The following is a 23,632-nucleotide window of genomic DNA, read 5'->3' on the forward strand; positions in this document are numbered from 1 at the left end:
TGTTTTTATCACTATCTGAATGCCACCAAAGGAATCGCCATGGCCCAAACGGACCTGCACTTCAGCTTTGAACCCGCCTACAACAGCGCAGAAGACGCCAGCAAACACATGGCGTTTGACGTCGTAGAATTTACCCTTACCGAAGCGCTGAATACCCCATTTGTGCTGGAAGTGGAGCTGCTCAGTGCTGACCCCAGTGTTGACTTCAGCAAACTGATGGATCAGCCGGTACTCTTCACAATCTGGCAAGGCAGCACTGCGGTGCGCCATGTACATGGACTGATATCGAACTTCAGTCAGCGCGACACAGGCTTTAGAAGGACGCGTTACTTTGCAGTTGTAGAACCTGCTCTGACCAGGACACAGTTAGGTTCTGACTGGCGAATTTTTCAACAAAAAACTATTCCTGAGGTAATTTCAGAAGTTTTCAAATCAGCGCAGATCAGCAATTATTCTCTTACAGCAGAGCAAATGCATTTGCAACGTGAATATTGTGTACAAGCAGGCAATGAAACTGATTTTGAATTTCTCCAAAGAGCTATTGCAGAAGAGGGGTTTGTTTATTGCTTTGAGCATAATGAGAGGGGCCATCAGCTACTTCTTACAGACGTCGTTCAGACTTTAGGTGCACTTCAATCAGGCACCGTTCTTTATCAGCCCAAACCTGCTGGAGATCGTCCGCAGCCCGCGCTTCGCACGTTTACCTATCAGGAGAAAGTCCGCACCGCGCGCCAGACCCAAAGAGACTACACCTTCAAAAACCCGCGCTACAACCAGCAACAGGTGAGTGTGGGACGTGATATGCCAACACAATCCACCGCATATGAAAGATATGATTATCCTGGCCGCTATAAACAGGATGCTGCCGGCGCCCCCTTTACCCAGACCAAACTGCAATCCCTCAGAAGAGACGCCAAACTCGCCATCGCTACTGGGGATGACGCCAGAATCCAACCCGGTGTTGCCTTTGAACTCACCGGCCACCCCAGAAGCGAACTCAACACCCTGTGGCGCCCCGTCAAAGTCGCACACAGCGGCAAACAACACACCAGTGGAGAAGAAGAAGCCGCTAACGCACAAGCCAGCACCAGCTACCAGCAAACCGCAGAACTCGTACCCGCCACCGCCGAATGGAAAGCACCCATCCCTGCCAAACCACACCTGCACGGGCCTGAGATTGCCCACGTTGTAGGCCCGCAGGGAGAAGAAATCTACACCGACGAACACGGACGCGTCAAAGTCCAGTTTCCGTGGGACCGCATCGGCAGCAATGACGAACACAGCACCTGCTGGATACGCGTCGCGCAGAACTGGGCCGGAGCTGGCTGGGGCCACATTGCCATACCCCGCATCGGACAGGAAGTCATTGTCGACTTTCTTGATGGCGATCCGGATCAGCCCATTATTACTGGACGGGCCTATGATGCTAGCCATCCTACTCCCTATAAACTACCTGCACTCAAAACCCAGCAGACCGTCAAAAGCAAAGAACACAAAGGTGGTGGCTACAACGAACTGTTGATTGATGACACCACTGGAGAGATCAAAACGCAACTTCATAGTACTCATGGGGTTACTCAGTTAACCATGGGTTATCTGACTCACCCCAGGAAAGATGATGGCAGTGGTGAACACCGGGGAGATGGATTTGAAGTCAGAACCGATGAATGGGGAGCTATCAGGGCAGGTAAGGGGCTGTATATCAGCACGGATAAACGGCAGAATGCCCAGGGCAAGCAACTTGACCTGCAGGAGGCCATTGCGCAGTTACAGAATGCACTGACTGTTGCACAGGACCTTGAACGTGCCGCTCAGACTGCGCAGGCAGACCCTTCGGACATCAACGCTCAGGAGCAGCAACTCAATAAGGTTTACACAGATTTACAGGCACCAGGTATTCTCGTCAGCAGCCCATATGGGGTAGCAGTTACCACGCCCGCCAATGCTCAGGTTAGCGCAGAACAGGGTGTGCAGATTACCTCAGCTCAGAATACAGATGTTAGTTCAATAAAGAATTTTACAGTCGCAGCAGGAAAACGAGTATCTTTACTCGCAGTAGATGAAGGAATGAAACTTATTGCTAATAAAGGCAAGGTGCAAGTGCAGGCACAGCATGGAGAAATGGAGCTAACTGCGCAAGATGATTTGGTTATTACCAGTACTAAAGGTAAAACAACTATTGCTGCACAAAAAGAATTGCTGTTCACTTGTGGCGGAGCTTATATCAAACTCAAGGATGGCAAGATAGAGCTTGGAAGCAGTAGTCCATTAGAAGTCAAAACGGCGGGCATTAATGTTGTTGGCCCTAATGTCCATCAGGCACAGTTTTCTTATTTTCCAAAAGCTATGGTTGCTTATCAAAAAACTGGGCAATATCACGGAGTTCTTCACCTGCTGGATGCTGATCAAAAGCCTATATCAGGTGCTGTCTACAAAGTTGTCAGCCAAAACGGGGAAACCCTTGCCGAAGGCGTCACGGATATGGCTGGTAAAGGTATGGAAGCCGTTACCGATGCAGGGCCTAATGCTACCCTATTTATAGGGCAAGGTGAGTGGACCATCTCAGAACGAATCCTTGAAGATGATGAAATTGGCTGTGGGTGCTGATACAGGAAAGAATGGAGAATAAACAATGGACTCTCATGAAACAACTGCAAGCGGTTCTGAAGAGCACACACATGATCATGTGCATGCTGGGGTAGCTACATTGGTATTTATGGGCAAATATGTACCCATCAGTAGTTTGCATTATCGCCTGCAGTGCGATGGAGAAATTTATCAAGGGCAATCCTCTGGTGACGGTGAAGGAGGCTCCCTGATCCTTATTGGACATGATGATGATTTCATTCCTTCAGGCTTACCAGAACCAGTCTGGTTGATCCAGAAAGACGCAAAGTCTTTTAATGTTGAAATAGAAGTACGTCGTGATGACGGCACCTGGAAAAATATCGGTAATTTTCAAATACAAGCCGGTAAAAATAAAGAAATTACAGCACAGATTGATACGGTTGCAGTACCGTTTCAGTTAGGGCTTATTGAGTAATCAGGAAAAAGGTATTTAATTATGGGATCACCTACAGTTGAACCAGTCGCAACAACACCTCCGCAGCAAGGAGCAGGGGCACCCGCAGCGGCCAATAACCAGAACAATTCCGGAGCTGCTCAAACAACAACCAACGCTCCTGCAGTAGGCGTTCAGTCAGTAACCACGACCACCACCACTACAGGCTGTACCAATACAGTGGTACTGAATGCTACATATAAAGTGAAACTCAACGTGGGAACATACAACCTGGATGATGGAGTGATCACCACTACCGGAGCATCCAAGCTGCCCTATGTGCTGGTATATGCGAGTTTTAGCCAGCCGGACAGCTGGACAGTGATTAAGACGTCTACTACCACTGGTGGGATAGTTATACCTTTAGAAAATATTGGGTATTACAGGTTGTATATCAAAGAACCCAGACTGACTTTTCAGGCTAACAGTACATTTGACATACCTTATCATATGAACACTGACGGCACTGCTAGCACACACCAAGTACAGCCGTTTTTTGGGCTAAGAGTGGAATCTGCCAATAATTGTGCAGCAGATGCGACGACCAACAAGCTGACGCCTCCATTCACGGTAACGACGTATCTGCCAAATACCTTAAGCCGTGCAGCTAATCTTTACCCTACAACTGGACAGACATTTACACTGACACAGCAGAATTCACAATCTACACTGACTCTAAGCGGCTTTACAACCAGAACACGCAGTTCAGCAACGGCAGCGTTTCAGACACAAACGGAAAATACATACCGCATTACTTTCCAGTTGTGGTCTGATTGCTCCAGAGCTTATGGACACCTGCATACCAGAGTACAAAATAGTACGCATCGCACTATTCTGGAAAATTTTTATCGAGAAGCTATGACAGTTTCAGGCAATAGCAGAAGACTGACATTTCGTTTTGGCACAGAAACCAGAGATAGAGAGATATTTTTTGATGAGGGCGGCACTTTTGGAGCCAGACAGACATTGTCTTTTTCGTCTCAAACCAACATGACAGCCAGTGAAGCTATCAGGCGTATTCACCCAGATGTATGGGATTACTGGGTTAGTGCCATGCAAACACTGAATCTGACCTATTCTAAAATTGGTAGTGCTTGGAGACCACATATCGGCTCTACATATCACCGTTATTCAGTAGCCCTAGATTTTAACGACACCAGGGGTATGTTAACCGTACCAAATCCTAACTATCACAGCGGTAGCCCGCCAGGCAGTCCCAATGCACAGCCGGAGATTGAAGAAGAAATTACCATTACTTTCCGCCGCGATTTGGCAGCCACAGATGTTCGACAAGACTGTAATCCGTCTACAGCATTAAGTGCTAACAGCAGTACGGCACCCACAGCTCGCGATAAACGGATTACACTTTCCAAAAATATTTTGAATCATGTCGCGACCGGTAAACTTGGTGGACAATTAGGCTGGACTGGCGGTCCGTGGACACTTAACTACAATCAGGTAGGGATTACCAATAATACAACACGCTTTATCACTACGGACAATACCCATAAACACCACATCCACCTCACAGTGGGAACGGAACAAGTATAGGCATGGATTTTGAAATTCATAACATAGCAAGGTAAGATTAAACATGGTACTGCGATCATCACGTAACAATAACATCTTGTTTTCCGGAGCACTTATATTCATCTTCATCTTTTTTTCTGCGTTTACACAAGCAGAGGAAGCACCTGAATCGGCTTCACCGCAATACTGTAAATTCAATGCAGATAATGAATGTATTGAAGTGGATATATCTAAAGGTTTTGATGAAGTGTGTGGAAGCCCAGAAGAGGACGATGATTGTTACGACATTACACCGCCACCCCAAAGCGCACTTCAAAGGAATCAACTTGATGGGAAGGGCCCTGCTTATCAGGTGAGGCCTGATAACTGGCCTTTCCGGGCTATTTATTCTGATCCTGCAATGACGTTCGGTGCTCTTGAGTTTGATTCAAAAGGCAATCTCCTGGATGTTGCTGGAAAAGCCTGGAATGGTGCTTACGTCACTGAGTTTTACAGAGACGGTAGTCCTGTGTGGGGTCACAACGGCTATAAGGTGTATTACATTGTTCATCCGGATAAACAGAACCCTATTGTGGAGCAAGGGTTTGTTGTGAGTGATGACTTCAAGCATATATGTCCTGCTGTTCAAATTGCCCAGAGTTATTCTGCAATTAAACAAGGAGGAGATTATCTTTATCTCAGAGGCGATTGTGCGCAAGAGCAACCAGTAGAAATAGAAGGTCATACATTCTGGTCATATCCGAATGGCTCTATGATTTGGACAATACAACGTTTTGGTGAGCCCAAGAAACCAGTATATGACCGGTCAGGCACTTGCAGGCTTTACTGTGATGTATTGCAAGCAGATGCCCCATGAACGATTCCGTTTTTTAAGCAATCTGTTTCAGCACTGGCTTTATTAAAAGTGACAACGATCCACATGGTAATGCGCTCACTTTTACATACTTTTTTCATACCATAACAAAAAAGGCCATCGTAAGATGGCCTAACTTGTTGTTTTTATTGGTGGGTGATACAGGGTTTGAACCTGTGACCCCTGCCGTGTGAAGGCAGTGCTCTACCGCTGAGCTAACCACCCAAATTCGGTGAAGCTGCAATTATGACACAGTCGAAGGTGAAGATGCAAGCCCCCATTGCACTTTTCCGCCGGATTCTTTGTCAATTTCTTCTAAAACTTTTTGGTGTGCCTGCAATTCTTCTGGTGTAGCGATAATGACTGGAAATGTGATGGCGGAAAGATCCGCTGCATTGGGATTATTATGACCAGCAGTGCCACTGTAGTCACCTGAATCATCAATGACCAGTGCATGCTGCCCACGGGTCATGTTGATATAGACATCGGCCAGCAACTGGGCATCCAGCAGGGCACCGTGCAGCGTGCGGTTAGAGTTGTCTACACCGAGGCGGTCACACAGTGCATCCAGCGAGTTACGCTTGCCGGGAAACAGTTCCCGTGCCATGGCCAGGCTGTCAGTTACCCGCACATCCAGTTTTTCGATGGGTGGTAGTCCCAGCAACTCAAATTCTTTGTTCATGAATGCCACGTCAAAAGCGGCGTTATGAATGATCAGCTCTGAGCCCTGGAGGTATTCAAGCAGGTCGTTCACAATGTCTTTGAACAATGGCTTGTCTTTGAGGAATTCGCTAGTGATGCCGTGGACTTTTAAGGCATCTTCATGGCTTTCGCGCTCGGGGTTGATGTAATAATGCCTGTCGTTGCCGGTCAGGCGCCGGTTAAGTACTTCAACGCAGCCGATTTCGAGTATCCGGTCCCCCGTCTGGGGATTCAGCCCGGTTGTTTCAGTATCAAGAACAATTTGTCGCATAAGTGCAAAGTATACAAGGTACAGGCCAACAGGGCATACCTGTTTTATCCGTTTTCGCGCGCGTGGTTGATGGAGTATTTCGGTATTTCGATGGTGACATCCTGATCAGCCATGATGGCCTGGCAACTCAGCCTCGAATCGGGCTCCAGTCCCCAGGCTTTATCCAGCATATCTTCTTCACATTCCTGCAGCTCGTTCAGAGAATCAAAGCCTTTACGGACAACAACGTGGCACGTTGTGCAGGCACAGCTCATTTCACAGGCATGTTCAATGGGTATGCCGTTTTCCAGTAAGGCCTCGCAAATGGATGTGCCGGGTTCGGCCTGGATTTCAGTTCCGTTCGGGCAATACTGTTCGTGGGGTAATACTTTGATAACTGGCATTCACAATTCCTCAACATGCCGACCCGATAGCGCATCCCGGATGCTGCGGTTCATGCGCGCTGCGGCAAAGCCTTCTGTACCATTGGCAAGGGCACGCGTTGCGGCTTCTATTGCTGTAACATTTTCTGACTGGATGGCTTTTTGCAGCGCATTGATCAATACATCCACCTCCATGCGTTCACTGAGTTCGAGCAGGTCGCCGTCAGCCACCAATGCCGAGTCGGTCGCCTGCATGAGTTGTTGCGCACTCACCAGCGCTTCACGCAGGCTGCGGGCCCGCATGTCGTCCTGCGCATGGTTGAACCCATCGTTGAGCATGTGTGTAATGTCTGCATCTGAAAGGCCGTATGACGGTTTGACTTCAATGCTGGCTTCCACACCAGAGGTCAGTTCCTGCGCCTGTACGGTCAACAGGCCATCAGCATCGACTGTTAAAGTGATACGTATGCGCGCGGCGCCTGCTGCCATGGGCGGAATGCCGCGCAGTTCAAAGCTGGCGAGCGAACGGCATTCGCTGACAAGATCGCGTTCTCCTTGCAAAACATGCAGCGACAGGGCAGTCTGGCCGTCTTTAAACGTTGTGAAATCCTGCGCCTTGGCAATGGGGATCGGGGAGTTGCGGGGGATGATATGCTCCACCAGCCCTCCCATGGTTTCAATGCCCAGCGATAAGGGGAGCACGTCCAGCAGCAGCATGTCTTCATTATCTCTGTTGCCTGCCAGTGCATCGGCCTGAATTGCCGCACCCAATGCCACAACTTCATCCGGGTTCAGATTGGTCAGCGGTGCAAAACCAAACATGTCTGTCAGAGCCTGATGCACCTGGGGCATGCGGGTGGCTCCGCCTACCAGCACAATGCCTTGTATATCATGCGACTTTAACCGGGCATCGCGTAAAACCTTGCGGGTTAATTGAATGGTTTTATCTGTCAGGCTATGGGTTAATGTGTCAAATTCTTCACGAGATACGTTAAATTCAACGTCTATTTGATTGATTTTACATGAAAATTTTGCAACGCCTTTGATGCTGAGCGCTTCTTTGGTTTGACGCGCTGCCATTAGAATAGCACGCTTGTCTTCAGGTGAAGATATTTCAATTTTCCGTGTTTCAAGTATCCACTGCGCCAGTGCATTATCGTAATCATCACCCCCAAGGGCAGAATCCCCGCCTGTGGATATAACCTCAAACACGCCTTTGGTCAGGCGCAGCACGGAAAGGTCAAAAGTACCGCCTCCCAGGTCGTAAACGGCGTAAATGCCTTCGCTGCCGTTATCCAGCCCGTATGCTATAGCTGCTGCGGTAGGTTCGTTCAAAAGGCGCAGTACATGCAGCCCGGCAAGGCGGGCTGCGTCTTTGGTGGCCTGGCGCTGGGCATCGTCAAAATAGGCCGGAACGGTAATGACCGCACCGACAATATCTTCCGTGCCAAACGTCATTTCTGCCCGTGTTTTTAGTGCCAGCAGTATTTCAGCAGAAGCCTCCACCGGAGATTTAATGCCTGCAGAGGTATCAAAAGCCACCATGCCCGGCGTGTTGAGCAAGCGGTAGGGGAGCTGATCCGGGTTTGAAATGTCTTCCAGTTTGCGACCGATGAAACGCTTGGCCGAAAGAATGGTGTTGACCGGGTCTGATGCCTGCACCAGTTCAGCCATGGTCCCTACCTGTGCAGGCTGTCCGGCCTGATAATGCACAACAGAAGGCAGCAAATACATGCCTTGCTCGTCCGGCAGGCATTCTGCAATACCATTGCGAACCGCGGCAACCAGAGAATGCGTGGTTCCAAGATCGATACCGATTGCGGTGCGACGCCGGTGGGGATCTGGCGTGGCACCAGGTTCTGATATTTGTAGTAAAGCCATCAGTACAGTTGATTACAAATGAAATATTTTTTATATTTTGCCCGTATTAGGGGGTTATGCCGAATAATACCAGCGAAACTGTGTCCTTATCAGAGGCAAGCCTGTTATCCCTTCTGAGAGTGATTATGTATGCAAGGAAATCAAATCTGGCTGGCCTGACATGGCTTCAGGCGTCAAGCTGGTCGAGCTTATCGTTGATGTTTTTCATGAACCGGTCCATGAACATCAGAACACGGACCTGTTGTGCCGCCTGCGGATAATCTCCTTTTTCGTCAGTCAGCCAGGCCAGTGTGGACAAAGACCGCGCGTATTCTGCGTCTACAATGCCCTGCAACTGATCAACCTGGCTCATTGTCCGGGCAGCTTCAAGCTGTTCACGCCACTCCAGTTGCTGCATTAAAAATGCGGCTGGCATTGATGTATTGGTTTCTGAATTGATGGCAACGCCGGCCAGTTCGCACAACAGGGCTGCACGCGCAACCGGGTTTTTCAAGCGTTGATAAGCCTCATTGATCCGCACCGACCATTGGGTTGCTGCCCGTTGTGCTGCCTCGCCCTGAGACGCAAAGCGGTCAGGGTGCATCTGCGCCTGCAGATCTTTCCAGCGTTGTTGCAGCATCTGCTCATCTTGTTCAAACTGCTGCTTTATGCCCAGAATTGCAAAGTCGTTATCGGTCAGATTGACGGAGGTACTCATGGTACTTATCTTTGTTTTATTGTGTGTGCCAAGGGCAGAAAGGCTGCCCGCCCCAAATAGGGGATATTGTATGTATGTACGGTATGGGCAGGGCTCTGCGCGTGACTTGCACCTACGCTGCGTGAGGTATTAGCCTGCTGACACGGTTATTTGCCGGCTGTGGCTTTCAAAAATACCCTTTGATATGAGCATAACGCTCAAAACCCCGCTAATATAGCGACATGTGTCAATTACTTGGAATGAACTGCAATACGCCAACCGATATTGTTTTCAGTTTTACCGGTTTTGCCAATCGTGCCGGAAAAACAGGAATTCATACGGATGGGTTTGGTATTGCCTTTTTTGAAGGCAAGGGGTTACGGCTGTTTGTGGACTCGCAGCCTGCGCTGACGTCACCTGTTGCGGTGCTGATCAAAAACTATCCGATTCAAAGCGAAAATGTGATTGCGCATATCCGCAAAGCGACTGTTGGCGAGGTTCGGCTGGAAAACTGCCATCCGTTCTGTCGTGAACTGTGGGGGCGGTATTGGGTTTTTTCTCACAACGGAGATCTTAAAAACTATGCACCGCGGCTGCATTCGCATTTTCGGCCGGTAGGCAGCACAGACAGTGAACTGGCATTCTGCTGGATCATGCAGGAACTGGCCAAGGCCCATGCCGGTATGCCTTCTATTGCGGAATTGAGCAATACACTGCGTGAACTGGCTCAGGTGGTTTCACGTTATGGCACTTTTAATTTCATGCTCAGTAATGGCGTGGCTTTGTGGACGCACTGCACAACCAGCCTGTTTCACCTGACGCGGCAGTTTCCTTTCAAATCAGCACGTTTACAGGATGAAGACATGGCGGTGGACTTTTCTCAGCTCACCACGCGTGACGATCGCGTAGCGCTGATTGCAACAGAACCTTTGACAACGGATGAGCCCTGGGAGCCTTACAGTACAGGCGAACTGAAAGTATTTATGAAAGGCGAGTACCTGGTCGATATATAGCCCCGGTGCTTTTCGGCGCTCATGGATGCGTTGCAAATGCGGCGCTTTGGGGCTTAACACATTTTGGATTCTGCCACGAGCACTGCCAATTACAAAAATCGTGTATATTTAGATAAGCAGTTCCGGTGAGAACTGCCATTTTTTCTTTAATGACTCTTATCATGGACCGTCCTCGAAGTCGATTGACTTACATACGCTTATTTTCTCATCTCTTTTCAGGCACTTCGTGCCCTTTCATTGAGCTTATTCCTCCCCGATTGCATAGCAACTCCCGCCCTGGCAATTTGCCGGCGGCGTGCGGCAGCAGGGCAATGCCTGCATTGCATTTAAGCACACAGGAGCATGCATAATGGAATTCTCCCTGATCATTCTGCTGGTGACGCTGATACTGCTGGAAATTGTCCTGGGGGTGGACAATCTGGTCTTTATCGCCATTCTGGCTGACAAGCTGCCCCCTCAGCACCGTGACAAGGCGCGCATCATCGGGCTTTCACTGGCGCTGGTGATGCGTATCATTCTGCTGTCACTGGTGTTCCTGCTGGTTAAGCTGACAGAGCCGCTGTTTACTGTTTTTTCACATCCGTTTTCCGTGCATGATCTGATCATGCTGGGCGGCGGGCTGTTTTTGATTTTCAAAGCCACCGTGGAACTGCATGAACGGCTGGAAGGTGTGCCTGCTGCCGAGCATGGACAACGCGAGCATGCCACATTGTGGAGCGTCGTTGTTCAGATTGTTATTCTGGATGCGGTTTTTTCGCTGGACTCGGTCATCATGGCTGTCGGCTTGGCCAAAGAGCACTTCTGGATCATGGTCAGCGCGGTTTGTATTGCCATGGGGGCGATGATGTTTGCCTCCAAACCACTGACCAAATTTGTCAATGCGCATCCTACCGTGGTGGTGTTGTGTCTGAGCTTTTTGCTGATGATTGGCGCCACACTGATTGCGGAAGGTTTCGGCCTGCATGTGGATAAAAAATACGTCTATGCAGCCATCGGTTTTTCCATCATGATCGAGATTTTTAACCAGGTGGCACGCCGCAATTTCCTGAAGTACCAGGCGCGTATTCCGTTAAGGGAGCGAACAGCGAATACCATTTTTAACATGATTGGGCTGCACGGAGGCAAACACACTTTTACCGCTGCATCTGAAACAACATCCGGTTCCAGTGTACAGACCGGTGCGAACAGCCCTGTATTTGGGGATGAAGAGCGTTTCATGATCCGCGGGATTCTCACGCTGGCAGACCGCTCCATCAAAACCATCATGACGCCGCGTATGGATATTTCCTGGATTGACAGCGAAGATACGCCTGAGCAGATCAAGCAGGCGCTGCTGGATTCTCCGCACAGTCTGTTTCCGGTCTGCCAGGGCAATCTAGACCATGTGATTGGCGTCGTTAATGCCAAAGATCTACTGGAAGCCATGGAAAATGGCATTGCCGTGGATGACATGCTCAAGCAGCACCCGCCCATTATGGTGCCGGAAAGTATTGATTCGCTGCAGTTGCTGAAAGTCCTGCGGGCAGCCAAACGCCGTCTGGTACTGGTGACCGATGAGTTTGGGGCAATTCAGGGGCTGATCACGCCGCTGGACATTCTGGAAGCCATTGCCGGTGAGTTTCCGGATGAAGATGAAACGCCTGATATCACCAAACAGGAAGGCGAGGTCTGGCTAGCCAAGGGCAGTGCTAGCCTGCATCAGTTGGAGCGGGCGCTGGGAAGCATTGACTTTATCCAGCCGGGAGAAGAGTATGCGACGCTGGCAGGGCTGCTGTTGGCTGAATATGGCCAGATACCGCAGGAAGGCACGGTGATTGATATTGCGCCTTACCGCTTTGAGGTGGTGGAGATGGACAAGCGCCGCATCGAGCTGGTACGCATCAGCATGCTGCCAGTAATACAACCGGATCAGTCAGATTAAAGTAAGAAAAACGCTCCACATTCTGCTTGCAAAAGAATGGGAGCGTTTGACGCTATACGGCTAAAAGCAAACTTATTGCGGTGGCACAGATGCTGGTGCAGGTGCATCCATTTTGAAGCAGGCTTTAAATGCAAAATAAACAGAGATTTGAAACAATGCAAATAAAGCCATAAAGCACGTTACCACAATGAAAAAAAGCAGCATGGTGGTAAATGTGTTCAACCCCAGCAGCATCGCCAGCAGACTGCAAAACAGGCTGACAATAAATAAGCTGATAGTCAATAAGGCCAGCCACATGACTGCATACAGTGCAAAAGCTGCTATATTTTTATAACCTGCAATCAGGTTGAAAAAGATGGCCTTGGCTGCTGGTATTTGCCCCCAATAAACCAAAGCCGGGGTGAAGAGAAAGAAGAACAGCACAATCACATAAATGAACAAGGACTGGATACTCATCACAGAAACGTACTGCACGAGAAGCATCTGGTCATTTTCAGACAAAACAATGGATGAGCTGTTGGGGTCTGACAGCCGCATGGTCAGTTCCACAAACTGGGCTGTAAGTTCAGGAAACAGGCTGGCGGTGATCTGTCGGCATACCAGCCATACCAGAACCGTTGCAGCCATGTACATGACACTCAGGGTGAATAGCGGTCTTTTGCCTGCCGGCGCATTTAGGATGCCGTTAAGCAGCAGGGTGAATGATGACGGATTGTTGTGCAAGATATTATCGGTGGCAATCATGAATGCCAGGCTGAAATACACAGAAACCATGAACGCCAAGAGCGGGCCTATATATGGCAATGTTGACGACAAAGCAAATGTCATGAAAAAACTGAGTACGGCCAAACCAATGAAATGCATGGGGCTGCGTTTGAACGCAGCAAAGCTTTGAAAAATCCATTGCTGACCGGCGGTCATGGGAACAATATTGAGTTTCATAGTCAGAAAGTGTCAGCTGATGGGATAGGGTGTTCAGATGAAGAGAGGTGTTTTTCAGGCAGCCAATTCCATGGGTGGTTGACGCGGTGGCGCAAAATACGCTCGAAATGGCTGGGGTCGTGCGGTGTCAGCATTTGTGCGGTACGGGGCAGATAAAAGTCCCACAGGCGCGATGTCCAAAAGCGCAGCGCCCCGGCTCGCAACATGGCTGGCAGCATGGCCAGCTCCGCATCAGACAAAGGGCGCTGCTGGTGGTATGACTGCATCAGGGCCTGTGCACGGGGCACATCCAGTTCACCGGTTTGCAGGTTCACGCACCAGTCGTTCAGGCATACGGCAATGTCAAACATGAATGTATCAATGCCGGCAAAATAAAAGTCAAAAAAACCGCTGAGCCGCTCGGTTTCAGGCGTCTGGCCATCAAACATGGCATTGTCGCGAAACAGATCCGCATGCACCGGACCGCGTGGCAGTTGCTGGTATTGCGCGCTGGCAGCCGTTTTTTGCTGAAAGGCCAGTTCGTTTTGGATCAGTTGGCTTTGCTCACTTGACAAAAAGGGCAGCACCAAAGGAATGGTTTCCTCCCACCAGGAGAGCCCGCGTAAATTAGGCTGCTGAAGCTGAAAGTCCAAGCCGGCTGTATGCATCAGCGCAAGGTAATGGCCAAGCTGCGCACAATGGTGAATCTGAGGGGCCAACTGGTTATGCCCATACAGGCGTTCAACCAGCGCGCAAGGCTTGTTCTTTAACGAATGCAGAATTTCGCCCTGATGTGCGCCTTGGCGATGCGGCTGCGGTGCCGGTACCGGAATACCTTTACCGGCCAGGTGCTGCATCAGTCCCAGGTAAAAGGGAAGTTGTTCAAAATCCAGCCGCTCGAAAATAGTCAGGACGTATTCCGCCTGATCTGTTGTGACAAAATAGTTGGTATTTTCTATGCCTGAAGAAATACCTTTCAGTGCAATCAGTTTGCCTGAATCAAACGGAACCAGAAACGCCTGTACCTCGTCAAAAGAGACTTCTGTAAAAACAGCCATATTGATTGATCTGACGGTTTAAAAACTCAGAACACGCCAGACCCGCTGGCCCGCATTGTTATTACGGTCAGATGGCTGTGCAGGAGAATCCGGCACCACTTCATAAGACGGCATATTGCCCTGCGGCTTCACCTGTATGCTCTGTGTTTCACCACGCACACGCAGTTCATCGATCTGGATGCTGCCATCGTCAATATGAATGCGCTCGGCTTTGGCTTCGGGCGTGCCGGAATCTGCCTCAGGGCTGTCCTGAACCCGTACGGCGGCTGGCGCTGGTGAACTGCCGGTAGCAGCATCTTGCTGGGCCTGTGCATTCATATAGAACCCACTCAGTACGGCCAATGTCGCAAAACTGACGGTGGTGATAATTTTTGACATGATTTAAAAATGGATAAAGTACTCTCAGGGCCACAGGGCGTTTGTGCAAAAATAAGCACTGGGCTGTGCGTGTATGTGCAATAAGTGAGAGTATATCGGTTATTGGGTTTCCCATGTATCAAACTATTTTTCCTGTAATAGACGCAGGCCTGGCTCTGATAGATAAAACAAGTGACAATTGCTGCTTATGAAAAAACTGCTTTTAATTGATGGCTCCAGCTACCTGTACCGTGCATACCATGCCATGCCCGATATGCATGTGGTGGCAGGAGACCGTAACAGCCCGCCGACAGGCGCTTTGCACGGCATGGTCAATATGCTGGAAAGCCTGCGTAAAAGTGAACCTGCGGTACTGGGTGCCTGCGTATTTGATGCGCCAGGGCCAACATTTCGAAATGAATGGTATGACCAATACAAGGCCAATCGACCGCCAATGCCCGAAGATCTGGTGGCACAGATAGAACCCATACACGAAGTGGTGCGCTTACTGGGCTGGCCGCTACTGGTAGTGCCGGGCGTTGAAGCTGATGACGTGATCGGCACACTGGCTTGCATCGGGGCACAAAATGGTTATGAGGTTGTGATTTCAACCGGAGACAAAGACATCACCCAACTGGTCAACGAGCATGTGTCCCTGGTAAATACCATGTCCGGTGAAAGGCTGGATATTGATGGCGTAACGCAGAAATTCGGCGTGCCTCCTGACAAGATCATTGATTACCTGACGCTGATGGGCGACGCGGTCGACAATGTCCCTGGCGTCAATAAGGTGGGCCCGAAAACAGCCGCCAAATGGATCAGTGAGTACGGTTCGCTGGATGGTGTGATTGCTGCCGCGCCCACAATGAAAGGTGCGGCTGGTGAAAATCTGCGCCAGGCGCTTGAATGGCTGCCGGAAGGCAAACGGCTGGTCACCATTGTGACCGATTGCAACTTGACGCAGGCGATAGACGGCTTTCCCAAGCTGGATGCATTGCATATTCAGCCCGAAGACAAACCTGCACTGAGGGATTTTCTGCAACGTTTTGGTTTTCGCAAACGCGTGCAGCAACTGGACCAGGAATTAAAGTCAGTATCCTCTGGCGAAAGCTCCTCAAATTCAAATGCTTCTGCCAATGGAGAGCTTTTCCCCGATGAGCCGTCGCCGTCATCTCAACAAGCTGCCGGGCGGGCTGCAAATTACACGCTGGTACAGGATTGGGAAACGCTGAACGCCTGTCTGGATGCCATACAAAAAGCAGATCTGGTCGCTCTGGACACAGAGACCACATCGCTCGAGCCTATGCAGGCGCGCATTGTCGGACTGAGCTTTTCCGTAGCACCTTACAGCGGCTGGTATATTCCGCTGGCACATGACTATGCCGGCGTACCGGAACAACTGCCTTTGCAGGAGGTTCTGGATAAATTCCGCCCCTGGCTGGAAAACACCAGTGCTGCCAAACTCGGGCAGAATATCAAATACGACTGGCATGTATTTGCCAACCATGGAATTAAAGTGCAGGGCTACCAACACGATACCATGCTGGAAAGCTATGTGCTGGAAGCGCAGCGACAGCACTCTCTTGAAAGCCTGGCATTGCGCCACGTGAACCGCCAGGGTCTGAGCTACACCGACTTATGCGGCAAAGGCGCACATCAAATCCCGTTTTCCCAGGTTGATATTGAAAAAGCCGGTACTTACTCGGCAGAAGACAGCGACATGACGCTGGATGTGCATCAGAAACTGTGGCCTCAGATTGATGCGACCCGCGAGCAAAGTGCCAAAGAAGGGGCAGGGCTGGCCCGGATTTATGCTCTGGAAATGGAAACTTCGCGCGTACTGGCACGTATGGAGCGCCAGGGCGTACTGGTTGATGCACAGGTTCTGGGCAGGCAAAGCGCAGAACTGGGCAAGCGTATCAGTGAGATTGAACAGCAGGCGTATGAACTGGCAGGGGAAAAATTCAATCTGGGCAGCCCTAAACAAATTGGCGAAATATTTTTTGAAAAACTGGGGCTGCCGGTTGTTAAAAAAACCGCCAAAGGCGCGCCTTCCACCGATGAGGAAGTGCTGGAGAAGCTGGCCCTGGACTATCCTTTGCCAGCCAAGATTCTGGAGCACAGGTCATTGTCCAAGCTGAAAAGCACCTACACCGACAAACTGCCGCAAATGGTTCTGCCGGCAACCGGCAGGGTGCACACCAATTACGCACAGGCGGTTGCTGTGACCGGGCGGCTGGCCAGCAACGACCCCAACCTGCAGAACATTCCGGTGCGGACGGAAGAGGGGCGCCGCATCCGCACGGCATTCATTGCGCCGGCAGGCTGCAAAATTGCCAGCGCCGACTACTCCCAGATTGAACTGCGCATCATGGCGCATCTCAGCGGCGATGAAGGGCTGCTCAAAGCCTTCTCCCATGGGATGGACGTGCACCGCGCAACTGCCAGCGAAGTTTTTGGCGTGAAGCCTGAAGAAGTCAGTGCCGATCAGCGGCGTTATGCCAAAGTCATTAACTTTGGCCTGATTTACGGCATGAGCGCTTACGGGCTTGCCAGCAACCTGGGCATTGAAACGTCCGCAGCCAAGGCATGGATAGATCGTTACTTCCTGCGTTATCCGGGGGTACGCCGCTATATGGATGAAACCCGCCAGCGTGCCAAAGAACTGGGCTATATCGAGACTGTTTTTGGCCGCCGGCTTTATCTGCCCGAGATCACCAGCCCGAACGGCCCCAGACGCGCTGCAGCAGAGCGCGCGGCAATCAATGCGCCAATGCAGGGTACGGCAGCCGATTTAATCAAACTGGCGATGGTCGCCATGCAGGATAAGCTGGATCAGGAGCAACGCCAAAGCAAAATGGTGATGCAGGTTCATGATGAACTGGTTTTTGAAGTGCCTGAAAATGAGCTTGAATGGATTCAGGCCGAAGTTCCCAAGGTCATGGCGAGTGTGGCTACGCTCAAGGTTCCGTTAATTGCTGAAATCGGTGTTGGCAACAACTGGGACGAAGCGCATTGATACCGCCAAGGCTGGAAACTATTTTGTCAGTAGTGTTATTTCCCGGCTGTGGCAGTTGCTTTTAGGTCAGCCGTAAGGAAAGCACCAGAGTAAAAACCCGTATCCGGGACGGGGAAAGGCTGGTGCAATCTGAGCATTCAGCGCTGCCATGGCAAAAGACCCTTTGACGATCTTGACTGAATCGCTCAATCTCTGATATACTCGAGTAAAAGATTCGGAATTTTAGTGAACAGAGTGCACTGATTGACCATATTGCTGATGTGAGTCAGCTTATTTATTATCCAGTGCATTCATCGCGATGATGAACGTATCCAGTGACTGCAATTGGTGTTAAATAGCTGCCTGTGCTTGAGCAGGCTTAGGAAAAATATAGGAGTGTCAGCCATGCGTCTTACAACAAAGGGAAGGTTTGCCGTTACTGCCATGATTGATCTGGCGATGCGGCAGCATATGGGGCCTGTCACATTAGCTGCAATCAGCCAGCGGCAACAAATTTCTCTGTCTTATCTGGAACAATTATTTGGCAAACTGCGCCGCCATGAACTGGTGGAAAGCACACGCGGTCCGGGCGGTGGATACACATTGGGTCGTAAGCCTGAAAGCATCACAGTGGCAGACATCATTGTGGCTGTGGATGAGCCGATTGACGCAACCCAATGCGGCGGCAAAGAAAACTGCCTGGGTGAGGGCGGGCGCTGCATGACCCACGAGTTGTGGACTTCCTTGAATTCCAAGATGATCGAGTTTCTGGACTCTGTCACGCTTAAAAAACTGGTAGACGAGCAACTGGCCAAAGGTGTTACGGTGGAAGATGCGCCGATCAAGCGTGCAATTTCTTCTGCACCGGTTGTAAAACCCATCAAAGTCAATGCACCCAATTCGGTGTTTGCATTGGGAGCGGCTTTTACAAAATAAATTACCTGACGCTGGTAGTAATACCGTGAGCAGTTTGATGATGCCTAGGACACGAAGTCTTTGGGTGGTTTTTGGGCAAGTATAAAAGCGATACATCAAAAATGGACACGACCCCACACTTTCCAATTTATCTGGACTATAGTTCTACAACCCCGTGCGACCCCCGCGTGGTAGACGCCATGATTCCATGGCTGCGAGAGCATTACGGCAATCCTGCATCGCGTTCGCACGCCTGGGGTTGGGAAGCAGAAGAAGCCGTGGAAAAAGCACGCACACAGGTTGCTGAGCTGATCAATGCCGATCCCAGAGAAATTGTTTGGACATCAGGGGCAACAGAGTCTGACAACCTCGCTCTCAAAGGTGCTGCACAGTTTTATAAATCCCGTGGCAAACACCTGATCACCGTTAAAACAGAGCACAAAGCCATTCTGGATACCATGCGTGCGCTGGAGCGCGAAGGTTTTGACGTCACGTATATGGACGTTTTGCCCAACGGGCTGCTGGATCTGAACGCATTTGAAGCCGCCATCCGGCCTGATACCATTCTTGCCAGCGTCATGCTGGTCAATAATGAAATCGGTGTGATTCAGGATATTACGGCCATCGGTCAGATTTGCCGCAAGCACAATGTTATTTTCCATGTCGATGCGGCGCAGGCTACCGGCAAAGTGGAAATTGACCTGCAGAAGCTGCCGGTCGATCTGATGAGCCTGGCCTCACACAAAACCTATGGCCCTAAAGGAATTGGTGCCCTGTACGTGCGCCGTAAACCCCGTGTGCGCCTGGAAGCCCAGATGCACGGTGGAGGCCATGAGCGCGGAATGCGTTCCGGCACGCTTGCAACACACCAGATTGTTGGCATGGGTGAAGCGTTCCGCATTGCCCGTGAAGAAATGGCCACCGAACTCCCGCGCATGCATGCATTGCAGCAGCGCCTGCTCAAAGGGCTTCAGGGGCTGGAAGAAACATATATCAATGGTGACCTGGAGCACCGCATTCCACACAATCTGAACATCAGTTTCAATTATGTGGAGGGTGAGTCTCTGATGATGGGGCTCAAGGGCGTTGCTGTATCGTCAGGCTCGGCCTGTACATCGGCCAGCCTGGAGCCCAGCTATGTGTTGCGCGCGTTGGGGCGCAATGATGAACTGGCACACTCCAGTCTGCGCATGACCATTGGCCGCTTTACAACCGAAGAAGAGATTGACCATGCAGTACAGGCAATCCGCCACAATGTGACCAAGCTGCGTGAACTTTCCCCTTTGTGGGATATGTACAAGGATGGCATTGACCTGAATACGATTCAGTGGGCCGCCCATTGATTTTTTAGCGTTCATATTGGAGTAATCCCAAGCAAAAGCTGTTTTCTGTATTGGGAGGAGTTAAAAATGGCTTACAGTAATAAAGTTGTTGATCATTACGAAAATCCACGCAATGTGGGCTCTTTTGAAAAAGATGATGCATCCGTGGGTACCGGCATGGTTGGTGCGCCGGCCTGTGGCGATGTGATGCGCCTGCAAATCAAGGTTAATCCGCAAACGGGTGTAATTGAAGATGCCCGTTTCAAGACCTATGGTTGCGGTTCGGCCATTGCCTCAAGCTCCCTGGTTACAGAATGGGTCAAAGGCAAAACGCTGGATCAGGCGCTGGAAATCAAAAACAACCAGATTGCGCAGGAACTGGCTTTGCCTCCGGTTAAAATTCACTGCTCCATTCTGGCAGAAGACGCCATTAAAGCCGCTGTGAGTGACTACAAAACACGTCAAAGCCATTGAGCAAAAGCGCCTGATAAAAGGAGATGATGAAATGACGGTCTCATTAACTGAATCTGCGGCTCGCCATGTATCGAGCTACCTGGCAAAGCGCGGCAAAGGCATTGGCATTCGTTTAGGTGTTAAAACAACGGGCTGTTCCGGTCTGGCCTATAAGCTCGAATACGCGGATGAGGTCACACCGGAAGATGTGGTTTTTGACTCTCAGGGACTGAAAGTGCTGATCGACCCCAAAAGCCTGCCTTATCTGGAAGGCACAGAGCTTGATTTTGTGAAAGAAGGGCTGAACGAAGGTTTTCGCTTCAACAATCCCAATGAGCGCGGTCGCTGTGGCTGTGGTGAGTCCTTCCGGATTTAGTCATCAGCAATGACAGTTGCACTTGCTGCAAGCAAATAGAAAAGGGGACATGATGATGTCCCCTTATTTTTTGCATTCCATCCCATCAGAAGCTGTATTTCAACCCAAACTGTGCGGCTGTATCACGGTAGGAATTGGAACCCATCTGATGCCCCACATTGAACCATAAGGTGGTGTTTCTGCTGATATTGGCTTCCATACCAATTCTCACTTCTCCCACATCTTTGGCGCCATCCTGAGACACTTCTGTGCCCCCCATGTTGACATGATAGCTCTTGGTGTTGTGTATCCAGTTCAGCTCAAGGTAGGGCTGCACAACATTCTGGCTGGCCTGGCTATTGATATTGCTCAGGTAGCCTCTGGCGCCCAAACGGGTCTGCACATTGTTGCGGTTGCTGGTTACCCAGGTGCCGTTGTGTTCCATATGGTCATCGGCTTTGGCGCCCATCCAGGTCACCTGGGCCTGGGGCTGAATCCACACGCCATATTCTTCGTTCATCTGGCCAATCTGGAATGAATATCCGGCTTCCAGAGAAGCGGTTACCCCTTTGATGTCATAGCTTTCTTCTGCCAGGCCGCTGCCATTGACCTTGGCATTGACATCATTCCACAAAATCCAGCCGTCCACATAAAGGCCTGACTTATCTTCCTGGTTGGCATACCAGGTGCCATAAACGCCCAGGCTGTAGCCATCGACCTTACCGGAAGAACGGTACCCGGTTAAAGAAGAGTCGGTATCGATATTGACCCGGCCATACCCCCCCATCACACCCAAGTGAAAACGGTCGCTGCCGTTGCTGCTCCACTGTGCAATATCGCCGCCAACCTGCACAACGCTACGATCAGACTTGTTGGTCAACTGGCCGCTGCTATCTCCAGACCTGTTGTGCCCATAGTCGTAACGTATCCACAGGCTGCTGACTTTATCCTGCGCGCTCAGGCTATCGGCAAATTGCGGTTCCCCGAGACGGTCATGCAAACGCATGTTGAACATGTTGTTTGCCGCTGCCAGATTGGCTGAATAAGTTCCGCCTTCTGGGCGCATCATATAGACGCCGGTCTGTGTTTTATTACCGCCCTGATCGGTAATGATGTATTCACTGGTCAAATACCAGCTCTCAGGATCAAGTCCGCTGACGTTGCCTTTCATCAGGCTGTATTCATACGCGCCTGCCACGATACGACCACCCTGCACAAAAGCGGAATCGGTTGATGTACCGCTCACATCAATGATCTCAAAGCCTTCAAGTGTCTGCCCACCCAGGCCGCCTACGTTGCTGACCGTTACATACGTGGTGCCGGATGCATTGCCATCAATCACCAGTTTGTCAGTCACGGAAGAAACATCATCACCCAAAGCGCCGTTCAGATGCAGTGCACCATTGTTCCCGATGTAGTTGCCATGGATTGTCAGGCTTCCGGTGGTGCCGGAAAGAACATTCGCAGCCGAACCGGGAGCAACAATGCCCGAGTTGTTCACATCAGCGGTAATGGAACCATATCCGCCCAAAGTTCCGCCTGCGTTCACAATCACGCTGCCACCACCGCTCAGAGCAGCAGTCGGGTGGCTGCTATCGCCCACCATCAGTGTGCCGGCATCAATGGTGGTTGTACCTGTATAAATGTTGTCTGCATTCAGCACCAGCGTACCGGCACCGTTTTTGCTCCAGGAACCTGTGCCAGAGACTACCCCTGAAAGATCAAACGTCGTTCCGGCATCCACAATGACAGTGCCGGTAGAGTTCAGTGTGACGTCGCGTGCGCTTGAGAAGCTTGCTACGGTTTGCAGGGCTCCGCCATCAAATATGAGCGATGCGGTAGGGTCGCCCAGATTGGCATCCTGCGATACGACAAGCGTCCCGCCTTTGAGCGTTGTCGAGCCGGTATAGGTGTTGATGCCTTCAAACCTGACCGAGCCGCCTGTACCCGTATTGTCAATGGTGATGACACCAGGAGTACCACTGACCGCATCAGAAAAAATACCGGTAAATACCGAATTGTTGCCATTCTGGTCGATGTTGCTGCTGGCGATATTGGACAGCGTAAAGTCGTCTGTATAAATACCATTGACCAGATCCATTTTCAGGGTGCCCCCGACAAAGATCGGGTCAACCGTAACACCCAGCTCGCTGCCCAGGTAGTTGGGCTGCATCAGGTCAATCGGTGAGCGTCCGGTATAGCCGCCAAAAAGCACATCTCCGGTGGAATAGAACTGGAACGGGAGTGTTAAGTTATTACTTGCTGAGATGCTGTAGCCGGAAACAAACAGCGTATAGGTAATGCCGGCTGTGACGCTGAAAGTGATTTGTGGGCAATAGTTTGTAGTACCACACATGGTGGTAAGAGAAGGATCTCCCAATGTTGTCCGATGCGTTGCCTGCGAGGTATCATCATTGCCAACGATTGCCCCGGTTCCCGGGCTGCTTGGATCGTAGACACCGTTATACAGAATCATGACTGTATCGCTTGGCGCATAGGTCTGCCCGAAGGTAAAGCTACCACTGCTTGTCGCGGTGAATATGATGGCCGAATACTTGAAGACATTTGACCCGGTGGTCAATGCGGATGGATTGCTTAAAACACCGTTGCCAAGGGTTGACGCACTGAGCCCGACAGTCGATGTCGTGGAATTGCTGGCGTCAGCCGTGTAAAAAGTTGCCGCAGATGCGTTGCTTACAATACAGCCTGCACCGATCACTCCGGCAGTTGTTGCATACAACAGTTTTTTCAACTTGAATGGGGGGGTTGCACGTTGAGCCATTTCATACCTCTTTTGGCGTCATTGATTGATTCTTATGACGAATTGTCTACCTTTGGCTAAAAAAGAGGATAGGACTGTAGCGTGAACGCTGCCAATTCATGTTAAATAATTCACAGAAGCCGATTTTTGTTTTTTTCTTTGATTGAACTTCGTCAGAAATTAAGATTAAATGATTCTTATTTAATGAAAACCCATCGCATT

General features: G+C 50.4%; 19 protein-coding genes and 1 tRNA gene. 11 read left to right on the forward strand and 9 right to left on the reverse strand.

The annotated features are described in order from the left end of the window. Positions 1–39 precede the first annotated feature (39 nt). From tssI to CUZ56_RS01970, 4 genes are read left to right on the forward strand one after another with little or no spacing between them, the layout of a single operon-like run. The gene (gene tssI / locus CUZ56_RS01955) at positions 40–2,607 is read left to right on the forward strand and encodes a type VI secretion system tip protein TssI/VgrG (protein WP_126977706.1); all 2,568 of its coding nucleotides are present in this window, start codon (positions 40–42) and stop codon (positions 2,605–2,607) included. A gap of 25 nt (positions 2,608–2,632) precedes the next feature. Beyond that, a complete protein-coding gene (locus CUZ56_RS01960) occupies positions 2,633–3,043 on the forward strand; it encodes a hypothetical protein (RefSeq protein ID WP_126977708.1) in 411 nt (136 codons plus the stop codon). A gap of 21 nt (positions 3,044–3,064) precedes the next feature. Next, positions 3,065–4,612, forward strand: coding sequence for a hypothetical protein (locus CUZ56_RS01965; protein ID WP_126977710.1), 1,548 nt, complete (start codon positions 3,065–3,067; stop codon positions 4,610–4,612). Positions 4,613–4,655: 43 nt separating this feature from the next. Further along, positions 4,656–5,447 carry a hypothetical protein gene (locus CUZ56_RS01970; RefSeq protein ID WP_126977712.1) on the forward strand — a complete coding sequence of 264 codons (792 nt, stop codon included), beginning with the start codon at positions 4,656–4,658 and terminating at the stop codon, positions 5,445–5,447. A gap of 147 nt (positions 5,448–5,594) precedes the next feature. On the opposite strand, the gene CUZ56_RS01975 is transcribed toward CUZ56_RS01970, so the two are convergent. The 5 genes from CUZ56_RS01975 to hscB form a co-directional block, all read right to left on the reverse strand. After that, a tRNA-Val gene (locus tag CUZ56_RS01975) sits at positions 5,595–5,669 on the reverse strand. 19 nt (positions 5,670–5,688) lie between these two features. Continuing rightward, entirely contained in the window at positions 5,689–6,417 is a 729-nt protein-coding gene (dnaQ, locus tag CUZ56_RS01980; protein ID WP_126977714.1) for a DNA polymerase III subunit epsilon, read from the reverse strand. Positions 6,418–6,461: 44 nt separating this feature from the next. Beyond that, complete coding sequence (fdx, locus tag CUZ56_RS01985; RefSeq protein WP_126977716.1) at positions 6,462–6,800, reverse strand: ISC system 2Fe-2S type ferredoxin; 339 nt, start codon at positions 6,798–6,800, stop codon at positions 6,462–6,464. After that, on the reverse strand, positions 6,801–8,660 hold the full coding sequence (gene hscA, locus CUZ56_RS01990) for a Fe-S protein assembly chaperone HscA (protein ID WP_126977718.1): 1,860 nt from the start codon (positions 8,658–8,660) through the stop codon (positions 6,801–6,803). A 166-nt stretch (positions 8,661–8,826) separates the two neighbouring features. After that, entirely contained in the window at positions 8,827–9,357 is a 531-nt protein-coding gene (gene hscB / locus CUZ56_RS01995; protein ID WP_126977720.1) for a Fe-S protein assembly co-chaperone HscB, read from the reverse strand. 221 nt (positions 9,358–9,578) lie between these two features. Here hscB and CUZ56_RS02000 point away from each other — a divergent pair, with 221 nt between their 5' ends. Both CUZ56_RS02000 and CUZ56_RS02005 read left to right on the forward strand, forming a co-directional pair. Next, positions 9,579–10,349 (forward strand): class II glutamine amidotransferase, encoded by a 771-nt coding sequence (locus CUZ56_RS02000; protein WP_126977722.1) that lies wholly within the window; start codon positions 9,579–9,581, stop codon positions 10,347–10,349. 349 nt (positions 10,350–10,698) lie between these two features. Beyond that, positions 10,699–12,270, forward strand: a complete 1,572-nt coding sequence (locus CUZ56_RS02005) for a TerC family protein (protein ID WP_126977724.1) — start codon at positions 10,699–10,701, stop codon at positions 12,268–12,270. Positions 12,271–12,342: 72 nt separating this feature from the next. Here the strand turns inward: CUZ56_RS02005 and CUZ56_RS02010 are convergent, their stop codons facing one another. The 3 genes from CUZ56_RS02010 to CUZ56_RS02020 are packed head-to-tail and all read right to left on the reverse strand — an operon-like array spanning position 12,343 to position 14,627. Next, entirely contained in the window at positions 12,343–13,212 is an 870-nt protein-coding gene (locus tag CUZ56_RS02010; protein WP_126977726.1) for a BPSS1780 family membrane protein, read from the reverse strand. A gap of 2 nt (positions 13,213–13,214) precedes the next feature. Continuing rightward, on the reverse strand, positions 13,215–14,249 hold the full coding sequence (locus tag CUZ56_RS02015; RefSeq protein WP_126977728.1) for a homoserine kinase: 1,035 nt from the start codon (positions 14,247–14,249) through the stop codon (positions 13,215–13,217). A gap of 18 nt (positions 14,250–14,267) precedes the next feature. Beyond that, a complete protein-coding gene (locus CUZ56_RS02020) occupies positions 14,268–14,627 on the reverse strand; it encodes a hypothetical protein (RefSeq protein ID WP_126977730.1) in 360 nt (119 codons plus the stop codon). 187 nt (positions 14,628–14,814) lie between these two features. On the opposite strand from CUZ56_RS02020, the gene polA reads away from it, so the two are divergent. From polA to iscA, 5 genes are all read left to right on the forward strand, one after another. Continuing rightward, positions 14,815–17,625 carry a DNA polymerase I gene (gene polA, locus CUZ56_RS02025; protein WP_404948020.1) on the forward strand — a complete coding sequence of 937 codons (2,811 nt, stop codon included), beginning with the start codon at positions 14,815–14,817 and terminating at the stop codon, positions 17,623–17,625. Positions 17,626–18,009: 384 nt separating this feature from the next. Then, complete coding sequence (gene iscR, locus CUZ56_RS02030) at positions 18,010–18,540, forward strand: Fe-S cluster assembly transcriptional regulator IscR (RefSeq protein WP_126977734.1); 531 nt, start codon at positions 18,010–18,012, stop codon at positions 18,538–18,540. Between the two features lie 101 nt (positions 18,541–18,641). Then, positions 18,642–19,862 carry an IscS subfamily cysteine desulfurase gene (locus CUZ56_RS02035; protein ID WP_126977736.1) on the forward strand — a complete coding sequence of 407 codons (1,221 nt, stop codon included), beginning with the start codon at positions 18,642–18,644 and terminating at the stop codon, positions 19,860–19,862. A gap of 66 nt (positions 19,863–19,928) precedes the next feature. After that, positions 19,929–20,315 carry a Fe-S cluster assembly scaffold IscU gene (iscU, locus tag CUZ56_RS02040; protein ID WP_126977738.1) on the forward strand — a complete coding sequence of 129 codons (387 nt, stop codon included), beginning with the start codon at positions 19,929–19,931 and terminating at the stop codon, positions 20,313–20,315. Between the two features lie 31 nt (positions 20,316–20,346). Continuing rightward, on the forward strand, positions 20,347–20,670 hold the full coding sequence (gene iscA, locus CUZ56_RS02045) for an iron-sulfur cluster assembly protein IscA (RefSeq protein ID WP_126977740.1): 324 nt from the start codon (positions 20,347–20,349) through the stop codon (positions 20,668–20,670). A gap of 85 nt (positions 20,671–20,755) precedes the next feature. On the opposite strand, the gene CUZ56_RS02050 is transcribed toward iscA, so the two are convergent. Next, the gene (locus tag CUZ56_RS02050) at positions 20,756–23,431 is read right to left on the reverse strand and encodes an autotransporter outer membrane beta-barrel domain-containing protein (protein WP_126977742.1); all 2,676 of its coding nucleotides are present in this window, start codon (positions 23,429–23,431) and stop codon (positions 20,756–20,758) included. Positions 23,432–23,632 lie beyond the last annotated feature (201 nt).

Source organism: Saezia sanguinis (genome assembly GCF_003991585.1).
GTDB lineage: Bacteria > Pseudomonadota > Gammaproteobacteria > Burkholderiales > Burkholderiaceae_C > Saezia > Saezia sanguinis.

Excerpts from the sequence above, each read along its gene's own strand:
- tssI (WP_126977706.1), top strand. The coding sequence starts at position 40 with ATGGCCCAAACGGACCTGCACTTCAGCTTTGAACCCGCCTACAACAGC.
- CUZ56_RS01960 (WP_126977708.1), top strand. The coding sequence starts at position 2,633 with ATGGACTCTCATGAAACAACTGCAAGCGGTTCTGAAGAGCACACACAT.
- CUZ56_RS01965 (WP_126977710.1), top strand. The coding sequence starts at position 3,065 with ATGGGATCACCTACAGTTGAACCAGTCGCAACAACACCTCCGCAGCAA.
- CUZ56_RS01970 (WP_126977712.1), top strand. The coding sequence starts at position 4,656 with ATGGTACTGCGATCATCACGTAACAATAACATCTTGTTTTCCGGAGCA.
- dnaQ (WP_126977714.1), bottom strand. The coding sequence starts at position 6,417 with ATGCGACAAATTGTTCTTGATACTGAAACAACCGGGCTGAATCCCCAG.
- fdx (WP_126977716.1), bottom strand. The coding sequence starts at position 6,800 with ATGCCAGTTATCAAAGTATTACCCCACGAACAGTATTGCCCGAACGGA.
- hscA (WP_126977718.1), bottom strand. The coding sequence starts at position 8,660 with ATGGCTTTACTACAAATATCAGAACCTGGTGCCACGCCAGATCCCCAC.
- hscB (WP_126977720.1), bottom strand. The coding sequence starts at position 9,357 with ATGAGTACCTCCGTCAATCTGACCGATAACGACTTTGCAATTCTGGGC.
- CUZ56_RS02000 (WP_126977722.1), top strand. The coding sequence starts at position 9,579 with ATGTGTCAATTACTTGGAATGAACTGCAATACGCCAACCGATATTGTT.
- CUZ56_RS02005 (WP_126977724.1), top strand. The coding sequence starts at position 10,699 with ATGGAATTCTCCCTGATCATTCTGCTGGTGACGCTGATACTGCTGGAA.
- CUZ56_RS02010 (WP_126977726.1), bottom strand. The coding sequence starts at position 13,212 with ATGAAACTCAATATTGTTCCCATGACCGCCGGTCAGCAATGGATTTTT.
- CUZ56_RS02015 (WP_126977728.1), bottom strand. The coding sequence starts at position 14,249 with ATGGCTGTTTTTACAGAAGTCTCTTTTGACGAGGTACAGGCGTTTCTG.
- CUZ56_RS02020 (WP_126977730.1), bottom strand. The coding sequence starts at position 14,627 with ATGTCAAAAATTATCACCACCGTCAGTTTTGCGACATTGGCCGTACTG.
- polA (WP_404948020.1), top strand. The coding sequence starts at position 14,815 with ATGAAAAAACTGCTTTTAATTGATGGCTCCAGCTACCTGTACCGTGCA.
- iscR (WP_126977734.1), top strand. The coding sequence starts at position 18,010 with ATGCGTCTTACAACAAAGGGAAGGTTTGCCGTTACTGCCATGATTGAT.
- CUZ56_RS02035 (WP_126977736.1), top strand. The coding sequence starts at position 18,642 with ATGGACACGACCCCACACTTTCCAATTTATCTGGACTATAGTTCTACA.
- iscU (WP_126977738.1), top strand. The coding sequence starts at position 19,929 with ATGGCTTACAGTAATAAAGTTGTTGATCATTACGAAAATCCACGCAAT.
- iscA (WP_126977740.1), top strand. The coding sequence starts at position 20,347 with ATGACGGTCTCATTAACTGAATCTGCGGCTCGCCATGTATCGAGCTAC.
- CUZ56_RS02050 (WP_126977742.1), bottom strand. The coding sequence starts at position 23,431 with ATGGCTCAACGTGCAACCCCCCCATTCAAGTTGAAAAAACTGTTGTAT.